25 protein-coding genes and 1 pseudogene are annotated in these 26,249 nt (G+C 42.6%); 21 read left to right on the top strand and 5 right to left on the bottom strand.

The window, feature by feature from the left end:
- The first annotated feature begins 14 nt into the window (after positions 1–14).
- The 21 genes from WDV75_RS11400 to WDV75_RS11300 all read left to right on the top strand — a co-directional run bounded on the left by WDV75_RS11400 (position 15) and on the right by WDV75_RS11300 (position 21,807).
- Complete coding sequence (locus WDV75_RS11400; RefSeq protein WP_273559876.1) at positions 15–371, top strand: KilA-N domain-containing protein; 357 nt, start codon at positions 15–17, stop codon at positions 369–371.
- A gap of 17 nt (positions 372–388) precedes the next feature.
- On the top strand, positions 389–556 hold the full coding sequence (locus WDV75_RS11395; RefSeq protein WP_273559874.1) for a hypothetical protein: 168 nt from the start codon (positions 389–391) through the stop codon (positions 554–556).
- A 135-nt stretch (positions 557–691) separates the two neighbouring features.
- On the top strand, positions 692–1,045 hold the full coding sequence (locus WDV75_RS11390) for a hypothetical protein (protein ID WP_338859824.1): 354 nt from the start codon (positions 692–694) through the stop codon (positions 1,043–1,045).
- Positions 1,046–1,057: 12 nt separating this feature from the next.
- Positions 1,058–1,540 (top strand): DNA-packaging protein, encoded by a 483-nt coding sequence (locus tag WDV75_RS11385; RefSeq protein ID WP_273559870.1) that lies wholly within the window; start codon positions 1,058–1,060, stop codon positions 1,538–1,540.
- Positions 1,521–2,747 (top strand): PBSX family phage terminase large subunit, encoded by a 1,227-nt coding sequence (locus WDV75_RS11380; protein ID WP_273559868.1) that lies wholly within the window; start codon positions 1,521–1,523, stop codon positions 2,745–2,747. Before WDV75_RS11385 ends, WDV75_RS11380 begins: the two co-directional genes overlap by 20 nt.
- Positions 2,748–2,751: 4 nt before the next feature.
- Complete coding sequence (locus WDV75_RS11375; RefSeq protein WP_273559866.1) at positions 2,752–4,239, top strand: DUF1073 domain-containing protein; 1,488 nt, start codon at positions 2,752–2,754, stop codon at positions 4,237–4,239.
- Complete coding sequence (locus WDV75_RS11370; RefSeq protein WP_273559864.1) at positions 4,136–6,253, top strand: phage/plasmid primase, P4 family; 2,118 nt, start codon at positions 4,136–4,138, stop codon at positions 6,251–6,253. Before WDV75_RS11375 ends, WDV75_RS11370 begins: the two co-directional genes overlap by 104 nt.
- A gap of 664 nt (positions 6,254–6,917) precedes the next feature.
- On the top strand, positions 6,918–8,705 hold the full coding sequence (locus WDV75_RS11365; protein WP_273559862.1) for a non-ribosomal peptide synthetase: 1,788 nt from the start codon (positions 6,918–6,920) through the stop codon (positions 8,703–8,705).
- Complete coding sequence (locus tag WDV75_RS11360) at positions 8,702–9,979, top strand: hypothetical protein (RefSeq protein WP_273559860.1); 1,278 nt, start codon at positions 8,702–8,704, stop codon at positions 9,977–9,979. The genes WDV75_RS11365 and WDV75_RS11360 overlap by 4 nt, the downstream gene beginning before the upstream one ends.
- On the top strand, positions 9,979–10,587 hold the full coding sequence (locus WDV75_RS11355) for a thioesterase domain-containing protein (RefSeq protein ID WP_273559858.1): 609 nt from the start codon (positions 9,979–9,981) through the stop codon (positions 10,585–10,587). The genes WDV75_RS11360 and WDV75_RS11355 overlap by 1 nt, the downstream gene beginning before the upstream one ends.
- Complete coding sequence (locus tag WDV75_RS11350) at positions 10,584–11,225, top strand: phytanoyl-CoA dioxygenase family protein (protein ID WP_273559856.1); 642 nt, start codon at positions 10,584–10,586, stop codon at positions 11,223–11,225. The genes WDV75_RS11355 and WDV75_RS11350 overlap by 4 nt, the downstream gene beginning before the upstream one ends.
- A gap of 7 nt (positions 11,226–11,232) precedes the next feature.
- The gene (locus WDV75_RS11345; RefSeq protein ID WP_189760454.1) at positions 11,233–11,457 is read left to right on the top strand and encodes a hypothetical protein; all 225 of its coding nucleotides are present in this window, start codon (positions 11,233–11,235) and stop codon (positions 11,455–11,457) included.
- Positions 11,454–12,830: a hypothetical protein gene (locus WDV75_RS11340; RefSeq protein WP_273559854.1), complete on the top strand. Its 1,377-nt coding sequence runs from the start codon at positions 11,454–11,456 to the stop codon at positions 12,828–12,830. The genes WDV75_RS11345 and WDV75_RS11340 overlap by 4 nt, the downstream gene beginning before the upstream one ends.
- Complete coding sequence (locus WDV75_RS11335; protein ID WP_273559852.1) at positions 12,827–13,573, top strand: class I SAM-dependent methyltransferase; 747 nt, start codon at positions 12,827–12,829, stop codon at positions 13,571–13,573. The genes WDV75_RS11340 and WDV75_RS11335 overlap by 4 nt, the downstream gene beginning before the upstream one ends.
- An 8-nt stretch (positions 13,574–13,581) precedes the next feature.
- Entirely contained in the window at positions 13,582–15,060 is a 1,479-nt protein-coding gene (locus WDV75_RS11330) for an ANL family adenylate-forming protein (RefSeq protein ID WP_273559850.1), read from the top strand.
- Positions 15,060–16,655 (top strand): asparagine synthetase B family protein, encoded by a 1,596-nt coding sequence (locus WDV75_RS11325; RefSeq protein ID WP_273559848.1) that lies wholly within the window; start codon positions 15,060–15,062, stop codon positions 16,653–16,655. The genes WDV75_RS11330 and WDV75_RS11325 overlap by 1 nt, the downstream gene beginning before the upstream one ends.
- Positions 16,652–17,605: a TauD/TfdA family dioxygenase gene (locus WDV75_RS11320; RefSeq protein ID WP_273559846.1), complete on the top strand. Its 954-nt coding sequence runs from the start codon at positions 16,652–16,654 to the stop codon at positions 17,603–17,605. Before WDV75_RS11325 ends, WDV75_RS11320 begins: the two co-directional genes overlap by 4 nt.
- Positions 17,574–18,851: an MDR family MFS transporter gene (locus WDV75_RS11315; RefSeq protein WP_273559844.1), complete on the top strand. Its 1,278-nt coding sequence runs from the start codon at positions 17,574–17,576 to the stop codon at positions 18,849–18,851. The genes WDV75_RS11320 and WDV75_RS11315 overlap by 32 nt, the downstream gene beginning before the upstream one ends.
- Complete coding sequence (locus WDV75_RS11310; protein WP_273559842.1) at positions 18,848–19,474, top strand: alpha/beta fold hydrolase; 627 nt, start codon at positions 18,848–18,850, stop codon at positions 19,472–19,474. The genes WDV75_RS11315 and WDV75_RS11310 overlap by 4 nt, the downstream gene beginning before the upstream one ends.
- Positions 19,475–20,421: 947 nt before the next feature.
- Entirely contained in the window at positions 20,422–21,297 is an 876-nt protein-coding gene (locus WDV75_RS11305; protein WP_273559839.1) for an integrase domain-containing protein, read from the top strand.
- A gap of 249 nt (positions 21,298–21,546) precedes the next feature.
- Positions 21,547–21,807 carry a helix-turn-helix domain-containing protein gene (locus WDV75_RS11300; protein WP_273559836.1) on the top strand — a complete coding sequence of 87 codons (261 nt, stop codon included), beginning with the start codon at positions 21,547–21,549 and terminating at the stop codon, positions 21,805–21,807.
- A gap of 386 nt (positions 21,808–22,193) precedes the next feature.
- Here WDV75_RS11300 and WDV75_RS11295 read toward each other — a convergent pair whose 3' ends face one another.
- The 5 genes and pseudogenes from WDV75_RS11295 to WDV75_RS11275 all read right to left on the bottom strand — a co-directional run bounded on the left by WDV75_RS11295 (position 22,194) and on the right by WDV75_RS11275 (position 26,033).
- Complete coding sequence (locus WDV75_RS11295) at positions 22,194–22,859, bottom strand: hypothetical protein (protein WP_273559834.1); 666 nt, start codon at positions 22,857–22,859, stop codon at positions 22,194–22,196.
- Entirely contained in the window at positions 22,853–23,344 is a 492-nt protein-coding gene (locus tag WDV75_RS11290) for a TIR domain-containing protein (protein ID WP_273559832.1), read from the bottom strand. Before WDV75_RS11290 ends, WDV75_RS11295 begins: the two co-directional genes overlap by 7 nt.
- Positions 23,345–23,399: 55 nt before the next feature.
- A pseudogene (locus WDV75_RS11285) lies at positions 23,400–24,404 on the bottom strand (nucleotide kinase domain-containing protein).
- Positions 24,397–24,951: an adenylate kinase gene (locus WDV75_RS11280; RefSeq protein WP_273559830.1), complete on the bottom strand. Its 555-nt coding sequence runs from the start codon at positions 24,949–24,951 to the stop codon at positions 24,397–24,399. Before WDV75_RS11280 ends, WDV75_RS11285 begins: the two are co-directional and overlap by 8 nt.
- A complete protein-coding gene (locus tag WDV75_RS11275) occupies positions 24,948–26,033 on the bottom strand; it encodes a thymidylate synthase (RefSeq protein ID WP_338859808.1) in 1,086 nt (361 codons plus the stop codon). Before WDV75_RS11275 ends, WDV75_RS11280 begins: the two co-directional genes overlap by 4 nt.
- Positions 26,034–26,249: the final 216 nt, after the last annotated feature.

Raw genomic sequence — 26,249 nt, 5'->3', positions numbered from 1 at the left:
ATAAGGAACTACGCATGAAAACACTGACTTTGTTTAATACCCCTGTCCGCATCAATGATGATGGAATGGTTTGTTTAACTGACATGTGGCGTATAGCTAAAGCCAGAGTCGAAGCGGGTGATAATGATTTCTTGGGTGGCAGGGATATTGAAAACCTTCGCCCAAGTAAATTCAAACGACTGGAATCAACTCAATTATTTATCAAGGAGTTATCTAAATGGGATTCAAAAGCCCATTTAGAAACTATACAAGGAAAGCATGGCGGTACATTCGGAAGCGATTTGTTGCTTATGAGTTTGCTGGTCATATTGATCCGGCATTCAAAGTTGGTGTGTATACCGTTCTTGATAAATATTTCTCTGGTGAATTGATTTCAGTAGCGAGTTACATGGCAGAGGCAAATATGGCTGCGTACACCTACAACCAAGAAGCTACAATTGTCAGCGATTGCGCCCGCACTCTTAATTATTGGGGAAGAGGTGGACGTAAGGCTCATTTGCTCGATAACAAGAAACAAGCGGAAAACAGATTACAGCTCGCCATGCAATATAAATAACAGGCAGGCTCTAAAATTGGAGCCTCTTCAAAATTGAGTGGACTGATTTCATTAGTGAAAATGGGAATGCTGTCGAGGTCCTCAGTTTGGTGACCTCGGGGTATATCGATATCGATACTCCTTTGTGTCGGGGTATTGCTTGCCCGTATTAGCAATGCAGCCAGACCAAAGTCCGATAATCGGATATTGGACGATAAATCACTTTCTGAACATTTTCTCAGCATTTTATATCACCACAGTGCAAAAATTGTCGGGGTTATATCAACCGAGGCAGTTGTTTATTCTGAATTCAGCAACAGAGAGGTAAATATGCCTGAGCACCAGATACGGACACGTATTACTGCACCAGGACTAATACGGGACCTTGCATCCAAGGAAGAACGAAAAGCCAGGATGTTGCTGGGTATCGTCAAACTAAAGCGATATCACGGACTCAATAATGAAGAACTCGAGCAAGTGATGAAAATAGCTTGTGAATTATCGAAGTAAAAGGAAACGAAAATGGCCGCGCCAAAGGGCAATCGGTTTTGGGAGACCCGAAGCAGTCATGGGCGGAACCCGAAGTTTGGTTCGCCTGAGGAACTGTGGAAGGCATGTTGTGAATACTTTGCATGGGTAGAAGAAAATCCTCTGTATGAGACAAAGGCGTTTCATAATCAGGGTGAAATCGTCTACGCGAAGATGGCAAAAATGCGGGCGATGACCTTATCCGGTCTGTGTATTTTTCTGGATATTTCACGCTCAACATGGACGGAATATACCAAGCGCGAAGATTTTTCGAATATCACTACGCGCGTGGAACAAATTATCTACGACCAGAAGTTTTCAGGTGCAGCCGCGGATTTACTCAATGCGAATATCATTGCGCGGGATTTGGGGCTGAAAGAGCAAACGGTGAATGATCACCTTTCCACTGACGGCTCAATGTCTCCCGCCAAAATCATTCTGGTTGCCGGAGGCCAGCATGACGACAGCACGGATTGAACTGCCACCGAAATTGATCCCGGTGTTCAGTGGTGATTATCGTTATCGCGGTTCATACGGCGGGCGTGGTTCAGCCAAGACGCGAACCTTTGCTCTCATGACTGCTATCCGGGGTTATATGGCAGCGCAGAACGGGCAATCCGGCGTGATACTTTGCGCTCGTGAATATATGAACTCCCTTGAAGAGTCCTCAATGGAAGAGGTTAAGCAGGCCATCAGGTCTGTACCTTGGCTGAATGATTTCTATGAGCTGGGCGAAAAGTTTATCCGCACCAAATGCAGGTCGGTTAACTATGTGTTTGCTGGGTTGCGCCACAATCTGGACAGTATCAAATCAAAGGCCCGAATTTTAATCGCGTGGGTTGATGAGGCAGAGTCCGTATCTGAAACAGCATGGACAAAGCTCACACCGACAGTTCGAGAAGAAGGCTCTGAAATCTGGATCACATGGAACCCGGAAAGAGATGGCAGCGCTACCGATAAACGATTCAGAAAGAACCCACCGGATAATTCAATCATTGTCGAGATGAACTACGATGATAATCCGTGGTTCCCCTCTGTGCTTGAAGAGGAAAGACTAAGTGACCAAGCGAGGTTAGATCCTGCTACTTACTCATGGATTTGGGAAGGTGCCTATCTGGAAAACTCCGATAAGCAGGTGTTGGCGAATAAATACGTTATCAAGGAATTTCCTGATGACTTGTGGCAGCAAGCGGACAGATTGTTATTTGGCGCTGACTTCGGTTTTGCCAAAGACCCCAGCACACTGATCCGCATGTTTACGCTAAATGATTGCCTGTATATCGACTATGAAGCATACGGTATCGGGGTGGAACTCGATCACATGCCTGCGTTCTATGACCAAGTGCCAGAGTCTCGCAAATGGCCTATCAAAGCCGACTCTGCCAGACCGGAAACGATCAGCTATCTCAGGCGGCAAGGATTCAATATCTCAGCAGCGAAGAAGTGGCAAGGCAGCGTAGAGGACGGTATTTCTTACCTGCGTGGCTTTAAGCAAATTTTCATTCACCCACGCTGTAAGCAGACCGCCAAAGAAGCCCGGCTCTATTCCTACAAAACCGACAGAATCACCGGCGAGGTACTACCTGTTATTGAGGATGCCAATAACCATTGTTGGGATGCCAGTCGATACGGGTTGGACGGCTATATCAAAAAGAAAGGCAGTTTCTTTACAACCAAGAGGTAATGTTATGTGGCCGTTTTCAAAACGAAAGCCTACGGCACCCCCTGTTCAACGTTCAGCATTTTCCACCGACTTATATCCAGCGCTTGCTAAAGACAACGGTTTTAAGGGGCTGGAATTGCCACAGCCCACAATGGCAGGCGTGGCGATGGATTCCGTGGATGGCTCGATCCCCTCATTTAAAGCAGGCAGTTTGTACGGCGTACCGGAAGCGCAAGCCGCGTGGTATGCCAATCAGCTCTTTATCGGTAATAACCTGTGTGCGGTGATTGCCAAGCACTGGCTGGTGGATAAAGCCTGCAATATGCCTGCCCGTGATGCTATCCGGCAGAGCTACGAGATTGACTGCGAAGACAGCACCATTATCGACAAACTGAAAAAGCGCGATAAAAAGTATCGTATCCATCAGGCGATGAAAGAGCTGGTGCATTTCGGGCGCGTATACGGCGGACGCATTGCGCTGTTTGTGGTAGAAACCTCTAACCCCAAGGAATTCTACGAAAACCCGTTTAATCCTGATGGTATCCAGAAAGGAGCGTACAAAGGTATCAAACAGATTGATCCCCAATGGGTGACGCCGGAACTGACGGCCGATAATGTGCAAGATCCGGCGTCACTGAACTTCTACGAGCCAACGTATTATCGCATCGGCGGACGGCGTTATCATAAATCCCATCTGGTGAAGTTTGTGCCGTTCCCCGTGCCAAATGTACTCAAGCCAATGTACAACTATTTCGGCGTTTCTGTACCGGAGCGGGTCTACGAACGGGTCTATGCCTCCGAACGTACCGCCAACGAAGCCCCGCAACTGGCGATGACTAAACGCTTACTAACACTGGGGATGGCCGATGCAGAAAATGCTGATAAGGGCGTGATTGCGGAGAATATCGAGTATTTCGCCTTGATGCGGGATAACTATGGGGTACAGGTGACGAGCAATCAAGACACCGTTCAGCAGTTTGATACGTCACTGGCCGATTTGGACGCCACCATTATGACGCAATATCAGCTTGTCGCGGCTGCCGCTAACGTGCCTGCCACCAAATTATTGGGTACCACGCCCAAAGGCTTTAATTCCAGTGGCGAGTATGAAGAAGCGGCCTACCGCGAAGAACTGGAGAGCATTCAGGCCAACGATTTGGAAGACCTGCTACAGCGTCACTACGAAATTCTGTTACGCAGTGAGGGATTACCGATTGTCGATATCAGCATCTCATGGCGCCCGCTGGACAGCCCGACTGCGGCAGAATATGCCGATATTGAGCTGAAAAACTCCCAGACGGCGGTTAACTACGCCAACATCGGTGCAGTGGATGGACACGACATCCGCCAGAAGTTGGCAGCGGATAAAGAATCCAGTTACTTCGGCTTAGACATCAACGAGGAAGACTATGGCGAAGCAGATCCGCTTGCGAGCGAAGCGGGAACGCTGGGCGGTGCAGAGGCAGGCAGTCATGAAGGGCAAGCCGCTCCACTATTCGGCGGCGGCAACTGATCGCTATCAGCGTGACCTGTCACGATTGATACGCCGAATGATAAAGGAGTATCAGCAGGCATTAACCCACTTACAGGATGACTTTGACTCCGTGGCGATGGATGCCAGTATTGCCAGCCAGACGCGAATTTGGTTGAACAAACTGAAACGCCGCTGGGATAGCATCTTTAACCGCAAAGCCGCAGAGATGGCCGATAAATTTGTCAGCCAGACCGATTTAAACTCCCAGCGCAATCTGGATGATTCGCTCAAGCAACTGTCTGGCGGTTTAACCATCAAAACCCCTGACCGCCCGGCAGATATGCAAGACCGCTTGATCGCCGCCACGGCTGAAAATGTCGCCCTGATTAAATCCATTCCGCAACAGTTTCACTTTCGCATTGAAAGTGCCGCCTTACGATCCATTAGTCAGGCGGGTGAAGGCGCAAAAACACTGTTAGAGGAAATCAGAGCTATTGGCGGTGTGACCGAGAAACGGGCACAGTTTATCGCCGTTGACCAGACCCGCAAGATCACCACGGTGGCGAACTATGAGCGCATGAAGTCAGCAGGCATTAAAAAGGCGGTCTGGCATCACTCCGGTGGCAGTGCTGAACCCCGTAAGTTGCATCAAAAACTCGACGGTCAAGTGTTCGAGCTGGATAACCCGCCGATTATTGATGAGCGGACAGGTCAGCGCGGGGAAGTGCTACTGGCACGTTATGACGGCAATTTGGCACTGGATGGCGCTTCGGAAAGCGTTCATCACTATGATGGTATTGTCTGGCGTCCGGTCAGTGACCGTGATTTAAAGCGGGAAATGGTGGCGGCCTTTATGGAAGAAAAGCAGCCGTATTCACCGCATGGTATTAGCTCTGCCGTGGATGCCCTGAAATTACAGCTTCCCATGATGCAACCGCCAAAACGCCACTTAATCGGGTTCAATAATGGCGTGTTTGACCTGAAAACCTGCCAGTTCCGGTCGCATCGTAAAAGTGACTGGCTGCTACTTGCTAATGATGTTGAATTCAATTCCCCCATTTCGGGGGAAACCCTGAAAAACCATGCGCCACAGTTCTGGTACTGGCTGAATCGGGCAACAGCCAACTGTGAAAACAAGTTCAATCGTGTATTGGCGGCACTGTTTATGGTGCTGGCGAACCGTTATGACTGGCAGCTTTTTCTGGAGGTCACCGGCGCCGGAGGCAGTGGAAAAAGCATCTTTGCTGAAATCTGCGCTATGCTGGCAGGCAAAGGCAACACCGTTTCCGCCAGTATGGCTGCTCTAGAAAACCCACGGGAACGGGCGTTGATTGTCGGATATTCGCTGATTATCCTGCCAGACCAGACTCGCTATGTAGGTGATGGTTCCGGCATTAAGGCCATTACAGGCGGCGATGAAGTTGCCATTGACCCGAAGCACAAACAACCCTATTCAACCCGTATTCCTGCTGTCGTGCTGGCAGTGAACAATAACGCCATGAGTTTCAGTGATCGCAGTGGTGGTGTGTCGCGGCGTCGGGTGATTTTCAACTTTTCCGAAGTTATACCGGAAAATGAACGCGATCCACTCCTGCGGGATAAAATTTCGGCAGAATTGCCTGTGATTATCCGACATTTGCTGCATCGGTTCGCTGACCCACAAACCGCAAGGCATTTACTGACAGAGCAACAAAAATCAGAAGAAGCGCTGGATATCAAACGCGGCACCGATCCACTGGTCGATTTCTGCGGCCATCTGATTGCGTCCGATGAAGCTGATGGCCTGTTAATCGGCAATGCGGAAATTATGCCGTTCAATCCTCGCAAATACCTTTATCACGCCTACCTTGCTTATATGAAAGGCAATAACCTGAATAAACCTGTTTCCGTAACGCGTTTTGGCATGGATATGCCGGGCGCACTGGCAGAGTATGGGCTGCATTACCTGCGCAAGAAAAGCAAATACGGTATTCGCAGCAATATGAACCTCAATGTCGACACAGCTAATGAATGGCTGCCAAAACTGACAAGGAATGACCAGCCAGAAGAATAATTTTTTCTTATACAGACATTTTTCAAAGAAATATAAAAAAGTGTTCACCATTATTCACTTTGTAATTTAAACCAGATATATCAATCTATTATAGGATTTATAGTTATTTTTAAACTGTTCGCAAGTATTCAGCCCTGTTCACCATTTTTTCAAGTTTGAGGTGAAGGGTTAGTTGAAGAGTAATGATGAATTTGATTTCAGGTTATCACCATTTAACATTATGAATTTAAATAAAAATATTTAAAAGTGAATAGGTGAACAGTTTTATCACTAATTCTTTAATAGGGTGGGTTAAATAAGAATTTTTTTCTGGCAGGTGTTTTTCAGCTCTCCGAGTTACCGGGTTAATGTATTAGCCCGGTAACTCGGAGAAGACAAGCGCAGCGCGTCAGTGACGTCATCAGTCAAAATGGTTATTACCCGATTAAGCGAGAAACTTTTTCTGGCTGGTCATTAGTTTTGTGCCACTGCAGTTCCAAATATGCAGTTCATGGCATTCTCTATGCACGTATAAAATCATTTAAATAACATGTTATTAACAAAAATAATAACATTTATTTAAAATTTGTTTAATTAACCAGCTCTTATTATATGGATTGTCTCTTTAGTTTTAATTAAGATTTTTTCCGGGCTAAAAAGATTAAACTATATTGTCACTGAGAAAATGGATAATTATAAATCAATAAATTTTATAATACCCCATATTGTTGATCTTTATGGGAATTCACCGGCTGTTATTGATGAAACAGAATCCTTAAGCTATTCGCAGTTATATGCTGCGGCAAGCCAGCTCTGCGTGCATTTGGCGAATATCCAGCGAGGTAGAGGGGGGTGCATTGCTGTTGCAGGTCCTCATAACGTCAGAACTGTTGTTGCTTTATTGGCAATCGTACTTTCCGGAAATTACTATGTTTATGTTGATTTAAATCAACCAAAAACTTGGATTGAACAGCAACTTAGCCGACTAGATTGCCATATAATGCTCTATTCTACAGGCAATTACCCTACAAATATACCTAACGGTATTACATTGTTTCCTGTGAGGATTAAGAGTGATAGTTACTTTGTTCCAAGTACTTTTCCCAATGTACTAACTCATCAGGCGGCTTATGTTAATTTTTCATCCGGTAGTACGGGTGAACCAAAAGCAATTGTTTGTGCTCATGCGGGTATTATCCGTCTTTGTCGCCAACAAAAATTTCTCGACTTTGATTCTCGTCCAATATTTCTCTTTCATTCCCCTTTATCTTTCGATGCTGCTACTCTGGAAATCTGGGGAGCATTGCTCAATGGTGGCACTTGTATCGTCCATCAAGAAAAAATACTGACCCCACAGGCTCTACAAAAAGCTATACATTATTATGGCGTCAATACTTTGTGGCTGACTACAGCCCTTTTTAATACTCTCGTTGATACTGATATTCAATGTCTACATGGGTTACATACTGTACTAACTGGGGGAGATATTTTATCAATTTCTCATGTACGTAAGGCATTTAATGCTCACCCAAAAATCAATTTTGTAAATGGCTATGGTCCAACTGAGAATACCACGTTTACTTGTTGCCACATAATTCGGGCTAAGGATTTAACGGGGCATGATATCCCTATCGGACAGGCAATCAACGGCACGCAGGTATTACTTTGCGATTTGCAAGGTGAACATATAACTGCACCCCGTGTCAGTGGTGAAATATATGCTATTGGGGAAGGATTAGCATTGGGATATTTCGGTGATCCAGAACGTACAGCACAAGCCTTTGTTACTATTACTTGGCAGGGAATATCCCAACGAGCTTATCGTACAGGTGATCTTGCATATTATGATGAAGAGGGAAATCTACATTTTATTGGTCGAGCGGACAGTCAAATAAAAATTAATGGCTACCGCATTAATTTAAGTGAAATAGAAAATAGACTGCGCAATATTCCGGGAGTAGAAGATTGTTCATTATTGGTGCAGCAATATCATGGTAGTAAACAGCTGATAGCCGCACTACAAGCAGAAGATGATCGTCCAGCTCGTCAAGCTATGCTGAAATTTCCTTCTTGGGAACGTCCGTCCTTTTGGTTTTGTGTCCGTTCACTACCTTTGACTCAGCATGGAAAAGTGGATCGTCGAGCGCTTTTTTCGCAATGGCAAGCATTACAATCACAATCATCAGCTATGGAAATGAGCCAGCAAGAAGCAGCTTGTGCCATTTGGTGGTCAGAATTGCTGGGCTACCCAATTATCTCTCCAACACACAATTTTTTTGAATCAGGCGGTAATTCATTACATGCTTTGCGCTTACTGGCTACTTGTTATCAATACTATTCTGATGTGGCACTTTCCCTCCAGGAGCTTTATCAGCATGCGACTCTTGCTGATTTTGCTTCCCTGTTAACCCACAAGGGAATTGATGTCAATACATTACAGAATCCTATTCCTGAGGGGGTTCTGGTACTATGAATGAAATCTTTGAGAAGTTCTCTCAGCGGCAAATTTATTGCTTACCATTTGGTAATCGGCTGATTATTTATGGTCAGTGGCAACAGTTAGATCAAGAGGAACGTTCCTGGCTACAGCAAGAAAAAGAACAGCTGCTTACCTCTTATAGTGATAGTTCCTGCATTTTGTCACTTCCTTGCTGGCTTAATGCAATGGTACTGAGTGAGATTATTTCCGGAGACTGTTCACAATTCGGATTGTTCTACCTGGCACCAGACTCTGTCCCTCCAGAACCTTCCAAACTAAAAAATTTGATCGAAGGTCTATATAGAACTTTTCCACTTCTCAATAGTGCGGTGGAGTGGGGAGATAGTGGACTCGAATTACGCCTTTTTACCTCACCATATAATGCTGAACCTGAATATCAGGAATCTGTGCAGTATGCAGATGCTCAGGCTTTTATTCGCGAACAATTACAGTACCCTCACTCTGTGTTTAAAAGAGGAATGCTGAGGGTCGTATATGCACGTTGTAGTAAGGATATGCGGTGGGGAATATGGCTGCATCACCTGATTGCGGATGTTGATTTTGTTCAGACATTACTTTCCCGGGTACATGTTTGGTTAAAGACCGCAGCATGGCCAGAGCCGGACCTGGATTTTATTCAACAAATTTGGGTCTTAGAACAACAAATTATAGTACACCGAGAACGGCTACAAACTTTCTGGTGTAATCAAAAAGCGCTTTTCAGCACACTGGTCATGCCTCCGACATGGGAGTTGTTACCCGATAGCTCATTGATGAGCTTTACATTACACGATGAGCCACAAATGTTTACCCGTATGATTCTGTCCCTATCACGGACATTGGCTAAGCTGAATATTAATGGTCCTCAGTTAGCAATAACCCCGGTTACTTTGCGCCGTATAGGGCGGCGAAATACGGGCAGTGGATGTTATGTCAATCTGTTACCGATACTGCTGGATGCTCGCTATGAAGTCACAGAGTTTGACCAGCTACGTTTGTCGTGGCTAGAGCACGCACAGCTGCCCCAGGAGGAAATTACTTCTCTGTGTGAGCTTAATTATCGTGATGCTATCGTGATGATCAACTTCATAGATACACCAATAGTAATGGAAGGATTTCAGCATCATCCTGAATTTCGTAGCAGGAAACCTATCACCATAACTGTCACTCATGGAGAACCAGGATTCTGGCACGTTAAGCTGACAACCCGCTGGGGAGAAACATTTAGCAATGCTTTACACAGTATCTTGGTGGAGGAGCTGACCTGATGATACTTTTGCTTCCTGATTTCATCGGACATCCCAGTTGTTTTCAGTCCCTGCTTTCCCATCTGCCTGAACAGGTGGAAAGCGTTAATTATCACACATTAGCTATGAAAGAAGATCTTTCTGAACTGGCTGATCTTATCGCTGATGGATTGAAATATAAGCCGACTTGGATTATTGGCTATTCGTTCGGTGGTGCTCTGGGATATGAACTCTGCCAACGCAATTTCCCTACTGCCCGCTTAGTTATGGTGGACAGCCATTTGCCTTCGTCTTCGTTACGTGAAATGCCTATCGACGAACAGTACCAGCACTGGCTAACAACAGATATACAAGACTGGCTTTCCTTGATGCAGGAGCTTAATGAAATAAAGTTACCTGTCATTCTAAATAACATTAGCCTATTCAGCCAATGGCAACCAAAACCAGCCTTGCAACAAGCATGGTGGATACGTAGCACTCGAAATAATATCAACGTAAACATTGACTGGCATTTGTTGATCCAGAATATCCATCAATTCGATGCCTCCGTATGTCACCATGAGGTGATGAAAGAGAGTAACGTGATTTCTTACCTTATCCAACTAACTCAAGAGGTTACCTTTTCATGATATTTCATAAGCAGGCAATTTCATCCGATTTTCAAAAACTGGCGCTGGACTGGATTCTTGCACAATCCGATTCTCCGTCTGCAGGGCTAGAGCCAGAGTTTGATATTGGTGATGATAAACTGCGTTATGCAAAAAAAATCCGTAACATCTCTAATCATGACCCGCAATTCTGGCAGGCATGGTGTTATGATTCCGGGCTGACGAAAATCGTAAGTCAGTACCTTGATAACCCTCGTTTGTTACGTCATGCAGCTTTTATTAAACGTCATGCTGATGAATCGTTTATTCCTCTACATCAGGACATTGCATTGTGGGAAAAACCCTTTAATACCGCTTGGACGTTCTGGGTAGCTTTGACCCCGGCATTTAAAGAGAACGGAGGTATGTTTTATCTGCCCGATACTGATGTGGTTTATCCGCATGAGTTCGATCTAAATTATCCCATGTTTAAGTGTATAGACCTCGAAAAAAACCGAATTTCTCAGGAAGAACTAAAGGATGTATCACTTCAAGCAGGAGATATCTCGGTATGGCCTGCAAAAACCCCCCATGGGAGTTACATGAATATCAGCGGTCAATTGCGTATAGGCATGCCAATAGTGTTTGTTGAAGAGAACGAATATCAAAGACTAATGTGAGGCAAATATGAAAGTATGGGTAATTGATAATCTAAAAATTATTTTCCCTGATAGAGAGATTTCAGAAGCCAATATTGATGAATCCCTCAAGGAACTATTAAATCATTCAATGAAAATGGTGACTTTTCTAGCACGCTTTGCTCGACAATTTAATCATGCACCAAAAATTATGGATTTTCAGGCTGCACCTTGTTTTGAAACCTTGGTCAGAAGTATGGAGCACCCTACATGATACGTATTATTGATTGCACCTTGAGAGAAGGCATGCAAACTCGCCAGTGTTGTTTTACTACTGAACAGTCGGTATTACTTTCCCGAGAAATAGCAGCATTAGGGGTAGATACGATTGAGTGTGGACATCCTTTTATTTCGTCGAAAGAAGTAGAACGTGTTCAAGCTGTGGTAGCAACCTCACCTGTGCCAGTATTAGCTCACGCCAGAGCTCGTTTGGAAGATATCGATGCCGTGTTACAAACTGGGGCTCATTGGGTTGGATTGTTCGCCTCTATTAATGAAATTTCAATGGCAACGAAGTTTAAAGGTAAGAGCCGCGCAGAGTTGTTAGCCATGTTTGGTTCTTCTATCCGATATGCCCGTGAACAAGGGTTGTTAGTTAGGGCAACCATTGAAGATGCCGGGCGTACTGCAGTCCCTGACTTGGTCAGTATGATTATAACTGCTCGTGAAGCAGGTGCTAATCGTATTTGTTTCGCTGATAGTGTAGGTATTCTACTACCTGATGAAACTTTTGATGTGTTATCGCTATTACGCTATGAGTTTCCTGATATTGTTCTTGAATATCATGTTCATAACGATAGAGGACTCGCGCTAGCTAACACGTTAAAAGCGATTGAAGCGGGAGTTGAATGGATCTCTACGAGTTGCAATGGCATAGGTGAACGTGCAGGTATCACTGATACTTTCCAATTGATTACGCTGCTTGCTACACGTTTTGAACAAAATCGTTTTGATATTTCCCGAATTTTGGCGCTTTCTGAATTAGTAGAAGCGTATAGCCGAATACCCATGTCTCCAATGCAACCGGTTGTAGGTAAAAATGCGTTTGTACATGTTGCCCGCTTGCACCAACTTGCTATGCAGAAAGACAGTGCTGCTTACAGCATTTTTGATCCAAAACTCATCAAGGGACACATCTCTCTGGAGCATTTTACTCCCTTACAAGAACAAGAACTTTTTCTGGTTCCGTTGGAAAAATCTTCAACAGAACTTAAGTATCACCGCCACGGTCCAGGAAAACGTTTTGTGATGTTGGATAAACGGTTGATAGATGGGTCTCCCTACTATTTTATTGCCCGCCAATTTTCGATGATAGGCGCTGATGAGTCTGCAGAGATAGGTCATGTTGATAGCCACACTCATAATTGTGACTCCGTATTCTTGTTCTTAGGAGATGGTCAGGACTATATCGGCCTAGAGGTGGAAGTCGATCTTGGGGGTGATATTCGTCATATACATAGCCCAGCCAGTGTTTTTATCCCAGCGGGTGTGGCTCACTCCTATCGCTTTATTCGCGGTTGTGGCACCTATATTAACTTTGTTCATAAAGGCGATTACCATGAAAGTTTATTGGAGATAACACAGTGAAACAATTTAATAAAAATGCAGGATCTTATGATGTCGTAAGAGGAAAGATCACCTACCCCGATGAGTTATATCGTTCACTCTCTGTCCGAGCACCTTCAAATGAAGCTGCATTGGATATTGGCTGCGGTAATGGGGTTTCTACCATTCGTCTGAAAGAGTATTTTGTTTATGTTCAAGGATGTGATCTTGGTGATGCTCTTATTGAGCGAGCGTGTCATAGCTATCCTGATATAACGTTTAGCGTATCTCCAGCAGAAACTTTTTCTCCGCCACGCAATTATGACCTGATAACCAGTGCAACCTCATTTTACTGGATGGATCGTCAAGTAGTGTTAATGAATTTACAAAAGTGGTTAAAATCCGGAGGGCTTTTTTGCGCCTATAAATATGATTTTCCAATGGTTTATGGGCCATTGCGCGATTATATAGAAAAAGAGTTGATCTCGCGCTGGGCAAAACACCGAGATCCCCGTCTGACACAATATGATGATACGCTCGAACTGATGCGTAACTGTCCACACCTGCATAACGCACAACGTGAGGTGTTTGCCAATATTATTTTCCTTTCTGCGGAAGAAATAGCCTTGTTTTTTTTGTCGACTAGCTACGTGACTCGCTATATTGAACTGGAAGGCGGGGAGGCTTACGCTCATGAATTTATGGAAAATGTCATGACAATTGGCGGTGTCAATCCGATTGCTGTTAACTTTGATATCCATGCTTTTACTGCGGTAAAGCGCTAGGAGGACAGATGGAATATCTGCCTATCACGCTGGATACTACACTCCGTAAGAAAGCCCTTAGTTCGCCACAGCAATCTTTGTTGATTGATGCCTTAAAACCCGAATCAGCTATTGAATATCGATGGAAAGAAACCAATATGCTTGTCGATGCTTTGGCTTGGCAGTTTGCGGATTTACCTGGCAAAGGTATTGGTGTGATACTGGACAACAGCTATAACTGCCTGTGTATGATTTATGGCGTTATCCGTTCAGGAAAAGATTTGGTCCTAATCGATCCTGAATGGGGTATTACAGCAAAACAGGCAATTATTGATGAGATGGTGCTACAGATATTGGTAAGTGCTGTCCCTATTCAGGATGAGTTTGCCACATTGCAATTTATTCCTGACTTTTCATTCGATTCTGTTGAGATGTTTGATGAGCATGCAGCCGCAAATAGCAGAATGATTATTTTTACCTCAGGAACTACAGGTAAACCTAAAGGTATCGTTCTCAGTCAGCAAGCTATGGTGAGCGCTTATGCCATTGGTCAGCGCTGCCTAAAGATAGGAGAACATACTCGTGCCGGCTGCTTTTATCGAGTTAGCGGATTAGGGATACTTGGTATCAACTTCCTGTTTCCCTTACTATATGGTGGCAGTGTAGTACTACTTCCGCAACATTGCTGGTCTGACTGCATACAATTTTGGTCGCTAGTAGAACGATTCAATATCAGTTTTCTCTATATGGTTCCACCCATTGTCAATTTTATGGTTAAGGAAGGGGTTCCGCTCACGGTTCCTTTTCCATTATCCCGCTTATTGTGCGTGTCTGGTTCAGCTCGCTTGGATGCTGGTTTACAAGATGAATTTCAGCGTAATTTTGCTCCGCTAGCGAACATTTATGGATTGAGTGAGTGTGGCTTTGCCTTTTTATTTGGTCGCTTAAATAGAAATAGATTTGACAATACGGTAGGACCTGCTGTTGGCCTGACACTACGTTTAACTGATGAACAGGGCCATGAAATTACCCAACCTGGTTTTCGCGGGCGATTATGGGTGAAAACACCCAGTCTGTTTTCAGGATATGTAAATCAGCCTGAGCTAACGGCACAAATGGTACATGATGGCTGGTTGGATACCCAAGATATAGCCTATTTCGATGAGCAGGGTGGGTTTTATGTGCTGGGTCGCGTGGATGGAACGGTAAATAAAGGGGGAAATCTGTTCCACCTTAACGAATGTGAACAATTGTTAAATACCCGTAGTGATGTGATAGATGTATGTTGTCTGAAAGTGCACTGTGATATTTATGGTGAAGATTACATCGCGGTTATTCAAGGAGAACTTGGGCAAGAAAGTGTTCTGCTAATTTGGTTACAGCAGCATTTAGGTATATCCCGTGCCCCGCGTTCTGTTTTTTGCCTCAATAAAAAACTCCCACTAAATGGTGCCGGTAAACACGACCGATGCGCTATTACTGAACTTATTACCCAGGGAGTATCATAATGTGTGGCATTTTGGGTGATATTGGACCAGGGTTTGATGGTGCTCGTTTTCGTCAAGCACTTCAGGATCTTCATCATCGAGGTCCTTATGGTAATGGATTTGTTGACTTGCCTGCAGGTGCATTAGGAATGACACGCCTGCCAATGTCTAGTGCAGCCTCACTACCAATACCAGTGAAATATGGAGAAACTTATGCCGCATATAATGGTGAAGTTTACTCTCCAAATGTGGGAATTGTGGATGAAGTTCGCTTGCTTTGTGAGGGAATAAAAAAAGGAATACTGCCAGATGGAATGTTTGCGCTGGCATTATGGCAACCGCATAGTGCTTCATTGACACTACAACGTGATAGTTACGGCATCAAACCTCTCTACTATTTTTATCAAGCAGATCGTGGACGGCTGATATTTTCATCCGAGCTTACACCGATACTGACTTTGTTGGGTGAGTGTGCACCAAATATCGCTGCGATAGCTCAGGCTGTGGCAACAGGGGTTACTTTAGAAGGCGAAAGTTTATTTTCCGGTATACGCCTTGTCGCCCCCGGGGAGCAGTTAAGATTTACGCTTAGCAAAGGGCAAGCACAGTTGATTCAACGCCAGCATTTTTCTCCTCAAACTGAACCATCATCGCATTCAATTGAAGAAACATTAGGTGAGGCTATCAGCCATTGTAAAGCGACATTTCGTCCATCAGCACTGTTACTCAGTGGAGGGATAGACTCAACTCTGCTTAATACCTGGATGAAGCCTGATATAGCTAAATTCACTTTGGCCTTAGAAAGTGCCGAGGAGTCAGTGCACCAACAACCCAATTTGCATCGGATTTATCTGGAACAAGCCGCTTTTATGCCTGTGTTGCGAAAGGCGGTAAAAAACTTTGGTACAGCAACCCGTATGTCTAGCCTGCTGATGTATCAACAATTAGCGGATGCAGTCGGGGATGCAGGATACCACTGTGTATTGTTGGGGGAGGGTGCTGACGAGTTGTTCTGGGGCTATCCTCGCCACCTTGACCTACAACAATCAAAGATACATGATGCAGGCAGCTTTGCTCGCATTTGGTTCGGCGACTACCAAAACAAAGCAAAGTTATTTTCTTCTAAAATTGCTTCTGAATTGAATGATCAAATTGAAGAAATTTCTCATTCAGCCCTAAAGAAAGGGTATGAAGCAGCTATTGACTATTTCGATCTGCATTACTCTTTGGAGCCTCTGCTGCGTCGAGCTGATCATCTCCTGATGTCACGCACAATTGAAGCTCGGACACCTTATTTACATGCTGGACTCGGTATGCTGGCAAGTCGTTCTACACGCCTTGTGGATGGTATAACTAAAGCCCCACTATGTAATTTACTCAAGAAACGGCTACCAAACTGGCAATGGAAACCTAAGCAGCACTTCCGATTACCCTTCGCCTATTGGCCTAAAGCAGTACAGGAAATGCGTCATTATCTGCAGGAACACTGCGAGACATTACGCAATATCGGTCTGGTGAATTTAACGCCTGCATATATAGAAACGGCGGATAATACTCAACTTTTTACTCTAACTACGCTTTCCCTTTGGCAACAAGAATATGAGGTGAATTTATGAGTTTTTCTTCCTACCCGCGCCCGATTGCCTGGCGAGGAAATATCGTGTTTGAACGTTCGGCTCGTTTTAATCAGTCGCTGGAAGCTCTGCTTAGCGCAATGGCGGAAGGCTATCAACCTGATAAAAGCGATGATATATTGCGTCGTAATTTGCATCGAGAACTTGAGTTGGAAAGTGGTGTAGTAGTGCATGATTCCCCAATGCTCAAATCTCTATCGGCTGAGCCATTTCGAGCATTGTTTAATAAGTTTTGCCTTTGGTTTGGTATTCCAGTTTCAATTAACAAACAAGGACATTACTTAAAAGAAGTTCGTGATCATGGTGTACGCGATAGTCTTAATATGCCACAACGTGGACACTTAACTAATCAAGAGCTCGCTTTTCATTCTGATAGGGCAGATATCACTGTGCTGGGTTGTTGGAGCCCTGCTGCTCGCGGAGGTGCTTTTCGCATTCGTTCTTCTGCCGATGTAGTATTGCAAGCAGAACAACGCCAGTTTACTTGGCTTTCTCACCTAAAAAAGCCCATTCCTCATGATTTGCGTGATGAAGGTGATCAATCTTGGATTGCTTTGCCGCTATTGAGTGAAAATCATGATCAATTCGTTTTACGTTATATACGTAAATTTAACGACTCAGTAGTTCGCCATGGCATAGAGCAGTCACAAGAAATCAAACAGATGTTAACAGATATGGATTCAATTGTTGAACAGCCTGGTCATTACGCTGAACTGAACTTCAGTAAAGGAATGTTGGTAATGGTCAATAACCACATTACATTACATGCTCGCACTTGTTTTGAAAATGATGAAAAACATGATCGTTGCTTGTTGCGTTGTTGGCTTAGCAGTGAGTTTACTCGTCCATTACCCACAAGTTTTTTGCCTTTGTTTCATAGTGTAGACGCAGGAACTTTGCGTGGTGGCGTCCTGGCAGATAAGACATGGTGATCCGATGCAGAGTAAAACCTTTACCTTGGCACGTTTTCGTGCTCTACCTGCAGAAATTCATTTGATGTTGGTAGGCACCCTGCTAACGCGGGGAGCCTATTTTATGATCTGGCCTTTTTTAGCAGTGATCTTGTACCGCCAGTTCAACTTCTCTGCAACTACCATTGGTGCCTTACTCTCCATAGCTATCATCTTTGGTGCAATCAGCGGCGTCTATACTGGTTGGTTATCAGATCGTTTTGGTCGTAAACGCCTTATACTTTGTGGAACCACATTGAGTGCACTGGCTTTTGTCTTGCTAAGCTATGGTAATAACCCCGCACTGTATGGCATTGGTATTGCTGGTGTCAGTATCGGTTGTGCTCTACTTGAATCCAGCTGCAAGGCATTGATAGGAGATCGTATTAATGATAAGGCTTCGCGTGAGCTGGCACTCTATTGCCGTTATTACGCTATCAATGCCGGCGCTGCGGTAGGCCCATTATTTGGGGTGACCTTAGGTGTTGACAAACAAGGCTTAACCTTTTTAATCACTGCCTCAATCTATTTTATTTATGGTCTGTTACTATGGCGCTCACTGCACTATACCGTATGGCGAAGTACTACACCAAAGCAAACTAGTACCACATCTTCTACGTTTTTTGCCGCCTGCGGACAAATGATCCGTCATCGACTTTTTGCTTTGTTGATGCTTTGTAATATGTTAGCAGCCTTAGTATATGCCAGCTTTGATTCCACATTGGTCCAATATCTCACTCGTAGTCATGTACCAAATGTTATGTCGTTGATTGCTACCCTGATTGCGATTAATGCTCTGACTATTATTATCTCTCAGTTTCCCTTATTACGTCTGTTACAACGTTATTCGACTGGAGTTAGGCTAATAACAGGACTATTAATGATGTTACTGGCACAGCTGTTATTCGCTTTTGCTCCTGTTACACAATTTTATATGCTCGCTATAGCAACGATCATCCTTAGTCTGGGGGAATTGGTAGTATTCCCTACCTTCAGTGTTGAAGTGGATCAGATAACCCCAAATGCGTTACGTGGGAGCTATTTTGGTGCCGCTAACCTCTACCTACTGGGTAGTGCCGTTGCTCCATTGTATGGTGGTTTAATGTTGGATCTTGGCAACCACCAGATACTTTTTCTTAGTCTGGCTGGGCTTTGTTTGCTCACCATGATACTACAACGTACTGTAAATGCGATGAAACGGACACAAAGTGGGGTAACTACACTATGACTGCACGTATTCTGATTTCAGGTTTTTTTTTACGTCGTGGTGTTTGGTCTCCAAATTTGATTGGGGAAGATGTAGATGATATTAGAGACCAATCAGAGTGTGACCTCCAATATTGGTTAGATGAAGCAGAAATGCTTGCCTCGACTTTTAATAAACCAATAGAAATTATTGGTCACAGTTTCGGAGGATATCTAGCACAATGCCTGGCAGCACGATTGGGAGAAAAGGTTAGCCATTTATGGTTATTGAGTGCGCTGACTAGCCAAGGTGGCAGTGCTTTTGAAAGCTATCAAGAGAGTGGACAAGAGGCGTTATCAGAAATTTGTAGGTTGGATATAAGTAGTGGTCGTATCCACTTACATAAACCTGAACGCTTCCTCACACTTTTAGGCCAATCTGTTCCTTTAGCACCAAGTGAGCCAGTGCAGTTATTACTTGCTCCGCCACCACCACGTATAACTAACTTGAGCTGTCCAGTTAGCTATGTAATCACACAGCAAGATTTGCTAACACCTCCTTTACTACAACATACTTTTGCCAGCCGACTAAATGCACGGTTAATTAATTGGATAGGAGGACATATGTCTCCTTTAATGGAGAGCGAATGGCTGCATAGCAGATAAGTATAAGGGAATCATCACAGACCTCAATAAGAAAATTTACTTTGAAAGCGGTAGGAAGAGCTGTTACCTAGATTATCCCTATCGTTTTTTCTCAATTTCATATCAAATAAAAATTTGACCCTACTCGTTCCAACCGATAAAATATTTAATTGTTATCAAAGATCCATCGCCTGTCAGGATCGCCTTCGGGTGGCGAAACAAAACTCCTGTAGCCTGAAAGGGAGAGCAAGATTGCGGTACATCTGCCCACCTTTGGAAGCAGATATTGTCAGACATAAAACCCTTGTCTGGTAATGAAGGTTTCTTAAACTAAAAATACGCCCAAAAGGTGTTTTTATCTTGTCGCCGAAGGGTGTTGAACGTGGGTTCATACACTGACTTTTCAAATCAACATAAATCCTATTTATCTTCAATGAACAACAGGATGGCTTTTGCGCATCCGTTCATACTTTTATCTATCCCTGTTTGAATTATTCAACAGACAATTTTTCTACCGCTAAACCATTAACGCATGACTACCGTTTGACATTGAATCTGGCGGCGTTTTGCTGTACCCGTTGGTATTTCAACGCTTTCATAGTCTTTGCTGATTGTTCGAAAACTCAAGGCGTCACTTTTTGCGGGTTACCGCTGAAAGTGACGCCGCAGCCAAAGCACAACCCAACCCTGACAGACTCACGCCTGCTTCACTATACAGTGAATCTGACACTGCATTTTTAGATTGGAAAAGGAGAACTTGACGATATCGAGGCTGGCTTTTCGCCGGTGGGGATGACCTGTTCATACAGGCGGCAGTACCGTGTACTCAACCGATACCCCGCAATACCTCAACCTGCGTTCACTCTGGCGCACAGATATTCGTCAAGGGCAAAACCGGTGCATTTTGTTTTGCCACATTGACGCGCGCCAGAGATCGTAGGTTGTAGGATATCAGTGGAGAAAAATGGATGAGTCGATTGATGAAAGAATTAAAGTTTTTTGCCCGGCAAGGCGGCGGCAGCCATAAAACCTGCCATGACCGCATTCGGATTGCCGGACGTCTGGGCGCATTGTTGTTGAGCCTGAATATTCAGGTGAAAAGTCTCGGTCATTTGAAGACCAAGCATGTAGAACAGTATGTTGATGCCCGCTTATCTCAAGGCATTGCTAAGCGAACGGTGCAAAATGAAATGGCGGCACTGCGTAATATCTTCCGTATGGCTGGTCGTGAGAAACTGGAAACTTCGCCGCGCTTGAGTAATCAGGCATTAGGATTAAGCGGCACCAGCCGCGCCGGAACGAAACAGGCGATCCCTGATACTACATTTCAGGTTGTTTATCAGAAAGCGCTTGAACGTGATGTTGGATTTGCCGTCACCTTGAAACTTGCCCGCTTACTGGGATTACGTTCTCAGGAAGCTGTGCAATGTAGTGCGTCATTGAAAAGCTGGCGCAAACAATTAGAGCAACCAGAGCCAAAACTGCATGTTGTTTTTGGTACAAAAGGAGGCCGGCCAAGGCAAACCCGCGTACTGGATATTGCAGCGGTGAAAGAGGCTGTTGAACAGGCGATTGTTATTACAGAACAACGTGGCGGCAGGTTGATTGATAAACCCGATCTCCGGCAGGCCATGAACTACTGGCGGGCACATACCACAAAGATTGGTTTAATCGGCTGCTATTCTCCCCATAGTTTGCGCTATGCGTGGGCGCAGGATGCGCTTAATTTTTACCAACAAAATGGTTTTAGCCATCAGGAAGCAAGAGCGCTGGTTTCAATGGATTTGGGGCACGGTGATGGCCGCGGGCGTTATGTTGAGCGGGTTTATAGTCGTTCAACTTAGCCGTTCGGTTATTGAGTTAGATAAAACAATCAGTTAAAGTATTCCCGCCATTAGCAAAATCTAATGGTAAGGTTTCGCAGCCTTAAAGACACTCCACTGGTAGGATGTTTCTACCAGTGTGCCTGTTATCGCCTTTTCAATGGTGGTTCAGGCGGGGGAGACTTCGGTCTCGCCGGACGAGTGTCCCGGTACTGCGAACCCTGTCTGAATCACCACCATCAATATTAATTAATGGAAGGGGTAGCAGGAATGAATAACAACATTAGAAATGATTGGCATCAGGCCGATATCATCGCTGCACTGCGTAAACGTGGCACAACCTTAGCCGCAGTTTCTCGTGAGGCAGGACTCAGTTCATCGACATTAGCAAATACATTTAGTAGGCCGTGGCCTAAAGGTGAATGGATTATCGCAAATTACCTTGGCATCCATCCCTCAGAGATCTGGCCCAGTCGATATTTTGATCAGCATGGCCAGCTGGTTGAGCGTAAGATTCGCAATAAATTATAGAAATAATCTACTTTAATTTGTAATCTAGTTTGTAAATGATAATTTTTCACCTAAAATCTTGAGCGTGAAATGATAGAACCTTTTCTGACGGCAATATTCAGCCAATTCAGTCGCATTGAGTGTGGCGGTTTCAATAATAACCGCCAGTCGGACCGGTAATTGGCAACAATCATGCAGTCAGATAACCATCAAGGGATTAAGCCCGTTAATGAGCTTTCGACGCATGGTTGTTACTTTTCTTCGAGAAACCCGAACAGTGCTTGAAACAAAATTCGCATTTGCAAGAATGGGAGCCGAAGAACCATGACTGAAATGATTTGTGCCGGTATTGATGTTGCCAGAGCTCATTACAGGCTCTAGTGAGCCTCTCTATCACCTTCTTATATTCAGTAGAACTCTCCAGTTTTCTGATCAACACGCTTATAGAAATCAGAAAATTGACATGGATCTGAAATGACTAAATTTTTATCGCCTCTATACTCAAGATCTATTTTTTTTATAAGATTAATAGCAGGTATACAGTCATCTAAGCGAATTTTTATATAGTCTCTAATTTTCCTATGATATCCAATTGACTCTAAGTCTACTGCAACAGCTTTATCTCCAAAATAATAGAAATGTTCTGAAATCAATACTTGATCAGAACGAGTATCACGCTCTAAATTGGCCATATTAAATGAACCATCAGCATTACTATGGTGTGAATCTTCTTGTATCCATTCACCGTTATCATCGTGATGGTAGATATTGTCTCCCAACATCTGTACATGACTCCCATTTCGAACTGGCTTTTTGATAGAAAACCTAGGATCTTCCCAATAATCATTAAAACTAATTTTTTCAGTAATTTTCATTAAGAGAATACAATTCCTTTTGACTAGTTTTAAATTAGCTCCACCAATTCCTAAAACCCAATCACCTACATTAGCAGACTGCCTAATTTTAGGTTTGCATGTAGCCAACGTACACCTGCCTTGAAATGGGTTAGGAGCAAAACCGAAGTCTCGTGTTATCGCATAGGCATAGAGATGAGAGTCTGGTTCGATTAGCATACAACATTCCTACCTTGGATTTTATCTCGTTCTGTCCCATCGGGATTTTGAAAGCTAGTATTACCCTCTAATGCGTTGATAATGGAGTCACTTCTCCAACCTACGATAGAGGTTGCATATTTTTCGAGATTTTCTGGTAGTTTGACATCTCCTTTTAAACCATTTTCATATACACCTATGATTGGTTTTCCAAGTTGGTGAGCTACTTTAATTTCCCAGTTTACCCAAGGTCTTGTATGTGTTTCTTTGCCGATAACGACTATAACTTGACTAGCCCATCTCATTTTCATTCTCAGCAAACGCGCTATTGTTCTATCACTAACCTTTTTTTCCTCAACTCTTCGTTGGTTTTCAGGTTTCATTCTTACAGAACTATTTCTTAGTTGATAACCCTTTGTAGCAGCTAAACGTGAAATTCCATCAACACTAGCATCGTCTTTGTGATGATGACTAACAAAGACGTTTTTCCTAATTTCTTTAGTCATTTCTAAACCTTTTCTAAGAGATTGGTTATATCAAAATAATCTCAAGTTATTATTGTCATTGGTAATGATATTTTTGTTTTGGTCTTTTGTTACTAAACTTTGTGCGGCATCTTTTGTCAATTTCACATGCGCCACTGTTCTCCATATCCATTAGAGTATAGATTCTTTCTTCTTTAGGTAGAAAGTGAAAAATTTCATCCATGATCCATTTTTCATTATACTTATCTGCAATTTTATTTTGGTTCATTGTAAACCAAAACAAACACTCTTCACTGTTCATTCCATCTCTGTTAGAAAAAATCCAATTTATCCCTCTTTCACATCCGGGACCTGCAACAACAAAGTTCATCTCAGTAAAAGGGAAAACTGCTATGTATGTAAAATCTATAAATATCTGATATGCAAGAAAGTCCCCAATCCCAGGGAATGATTTAAGATGATTAAATACTTCAAGTTGATTCGCCGCTACTTTGATTCCTTTTACTATCTTTTCTTGGTTGTAAAACACAAACTTTATCATCCTAAGAACCATATCTTTTTCAGTTATACCCTCCTCTATTTATAGAAATCTTCCAAAACTAACTTTAGGACCTCCTAAAATATAAGCGGCACTAAAAAACACATAGTCTGGATTTGTTATATGTATAGTGTGAGTTTTTTCTCTGATTGTTGTATTGATGTAATCAATATTCATTCTTGAGAAATCAAAAGGAGCGTTAATTTTCGTTAAGGTGCTACTTTTGTTTATAACTCTAAACAAAAATGAATTAAGAAGCTTATTCTCATAAGTTACATAATTATTTTTAATTACATTTTTTAATAACCACTTTGTTTCTCTATCCCATATTCTTTTCGTATTTACAAATTTATACTTTTTCAATATTTCGTCATTTGTCCAAAAAGGAGGAAGGTTAAGTATTTCTTTTTTATAATATATGGACGTTCGCTCTCGTTGATGATGAAACCATTCCTTAATAACATCCTCATTCAAACTAGGATTAGCGTTTTTTATTTTCTTTTCTCTGACATTACAAAAAAGCTGATCATTTTTGCTATTCACAGAATAATACCTCTTCGAAGAAAGATTTAAATTTATTTATTCCTATTATATCATTATTAAATTGATAATCTGCTCTTATTTTATTTTTACTTATATACTTGTCAATATCATAATTCTCATAATCATTGTCTTTTCTGTTGATATGAACCACAGTAAAATGGTTATTCTTACACCATAAAAACTCTTCATTAGACCTTATGTCAGTAATGATTATATTTTTTTTAACTTTGCCATTTTCTTCCAAGAGTTTTAACTCTTCAGAGAGCATTCTGATAAATATTTTTTCTTCAATATTTCTTAGATTGTTGAGGTTTAGCCATATATCTCTGGGAGAGTGATGGATTGATTCACCTGTAGGTAGGGTAATATTTAGTGGTAACATTTTTCTTTCAGGAGGATAGTCTTTTTCCATCCATGGGTAAATATAGTTAGCTAATTTCTTAAGCTGGTCACTAAACGATAATTTAATAAAATTCTTATTTAATATTAAATAATCAGCCAGGAAATCCTTACCACTACCTGACACTCCCATAAATGCAATTTTCATATATTTTCCTTAGTGAACTTATTGAAATAACTTGAACTTACACTTAAGTTAAAATCATCACTTAATTTGGTGGTTAATACGATTGGTTGATTAAGTTTCTCTTGAAAAATATATGCTAAAGTTGCTTCTGCGTATCCCCAAAGTAAGTTGCCCTCAGTTTTTACAAAATATTTATCGAATATATCCTTTAACTCTTCGACTTCCTTATTAAAGGTGTTTATTTTGGTGGATTTAGATGTTATTTTTTTCTCTATAAATAAAACTATATCATTAAATAAAAACTTTGTTTCGGATACTGATGGAGGGAATGTTATTTCATCATTATTTATGAGATTCGTTATTTGCTGCTCTTTATTTTTTAATATTTCTTCAGCTTGCTGTATTCTGTTTTCATAAATATGTAGGTTTGTGACTGATTGATGCAGGTATCCTAATTGTATTTGGCTGTCAACTTCCCTTTGCAATATGCAAAGTACCATTTCTTGAAGTAAGCTAAACTCAAAAATATTTATATTACTTACACCAAATATCAGATCTCCACTTCTTTGAATAATTTTAATATTTAGCTTTTTGTCTGGAGTGATAAAGAAGTGTATTAAATTATTACAGGGTATATCTAAACTATTTCCTAAATTGTATACATTTCTGAGACTTTTATTAGTATCTCTGTCGGGCATGTATAAACTAATGACTGCACGTCTAGTAAAGATTCCGTCTTCTTTAAACTGTTGTATAACATTTTCTAATTGTCCATAGGCATATAGCCTCTCTCCATAAGCTGCTCGCCAAATAACACCATCATCTGAATACTTGGGTGCCCTCGGGAGAAAAAAAGTTAGGTATGGTTTAATCCTGTTGTCACCAGCTAGAACCCACATAGTCTCAGCGAAAGTGGAGAATATGTTGTTTTTTCGGCCAACTAAACTTAAATGCCTTGATCTCGGATTCTGCAAGATCATACTGACATCATAGATAGTTATTGCATCCCCGTTTCTAGTAGATACTCTGACACCTTCAGTGAGCACTTTTTCTAGAACCTTCATTATTACACCGTTAATAGTTTCTCCGTAAACGACGTGCATAAACAAAACCTCATGCTATGAAATAAACATTTTCTTAGTTGATAGAGTGTTTTTATAGATTTCACATTATTGCAATGTGGCTTAAGAAGGCTGCTGTTAATTCATAAATAATTTTCTTCTATAATACCTAGCAGCCTTTAAGAAGTTATTAGCTCTACATTGCTCTCAGTTTTATACTCTACATATATCATATATGTGCAGTTGGTGCTGGGGAAG

The organism is Xenorhabdus griffiniae, assembly GCF_037265215.1.
GTDB lineage: Bacteria > Pseudomonadota > Gammaproteobacteria > Enterobacterales > Enterobacteriaceae > Xenorhabdus > Xenorhabdus griffiniae.
Note: the sequence above shows the minus strand (reverse complement) of the source record. Positions and strands in the feature narration are given on the sequence as shown.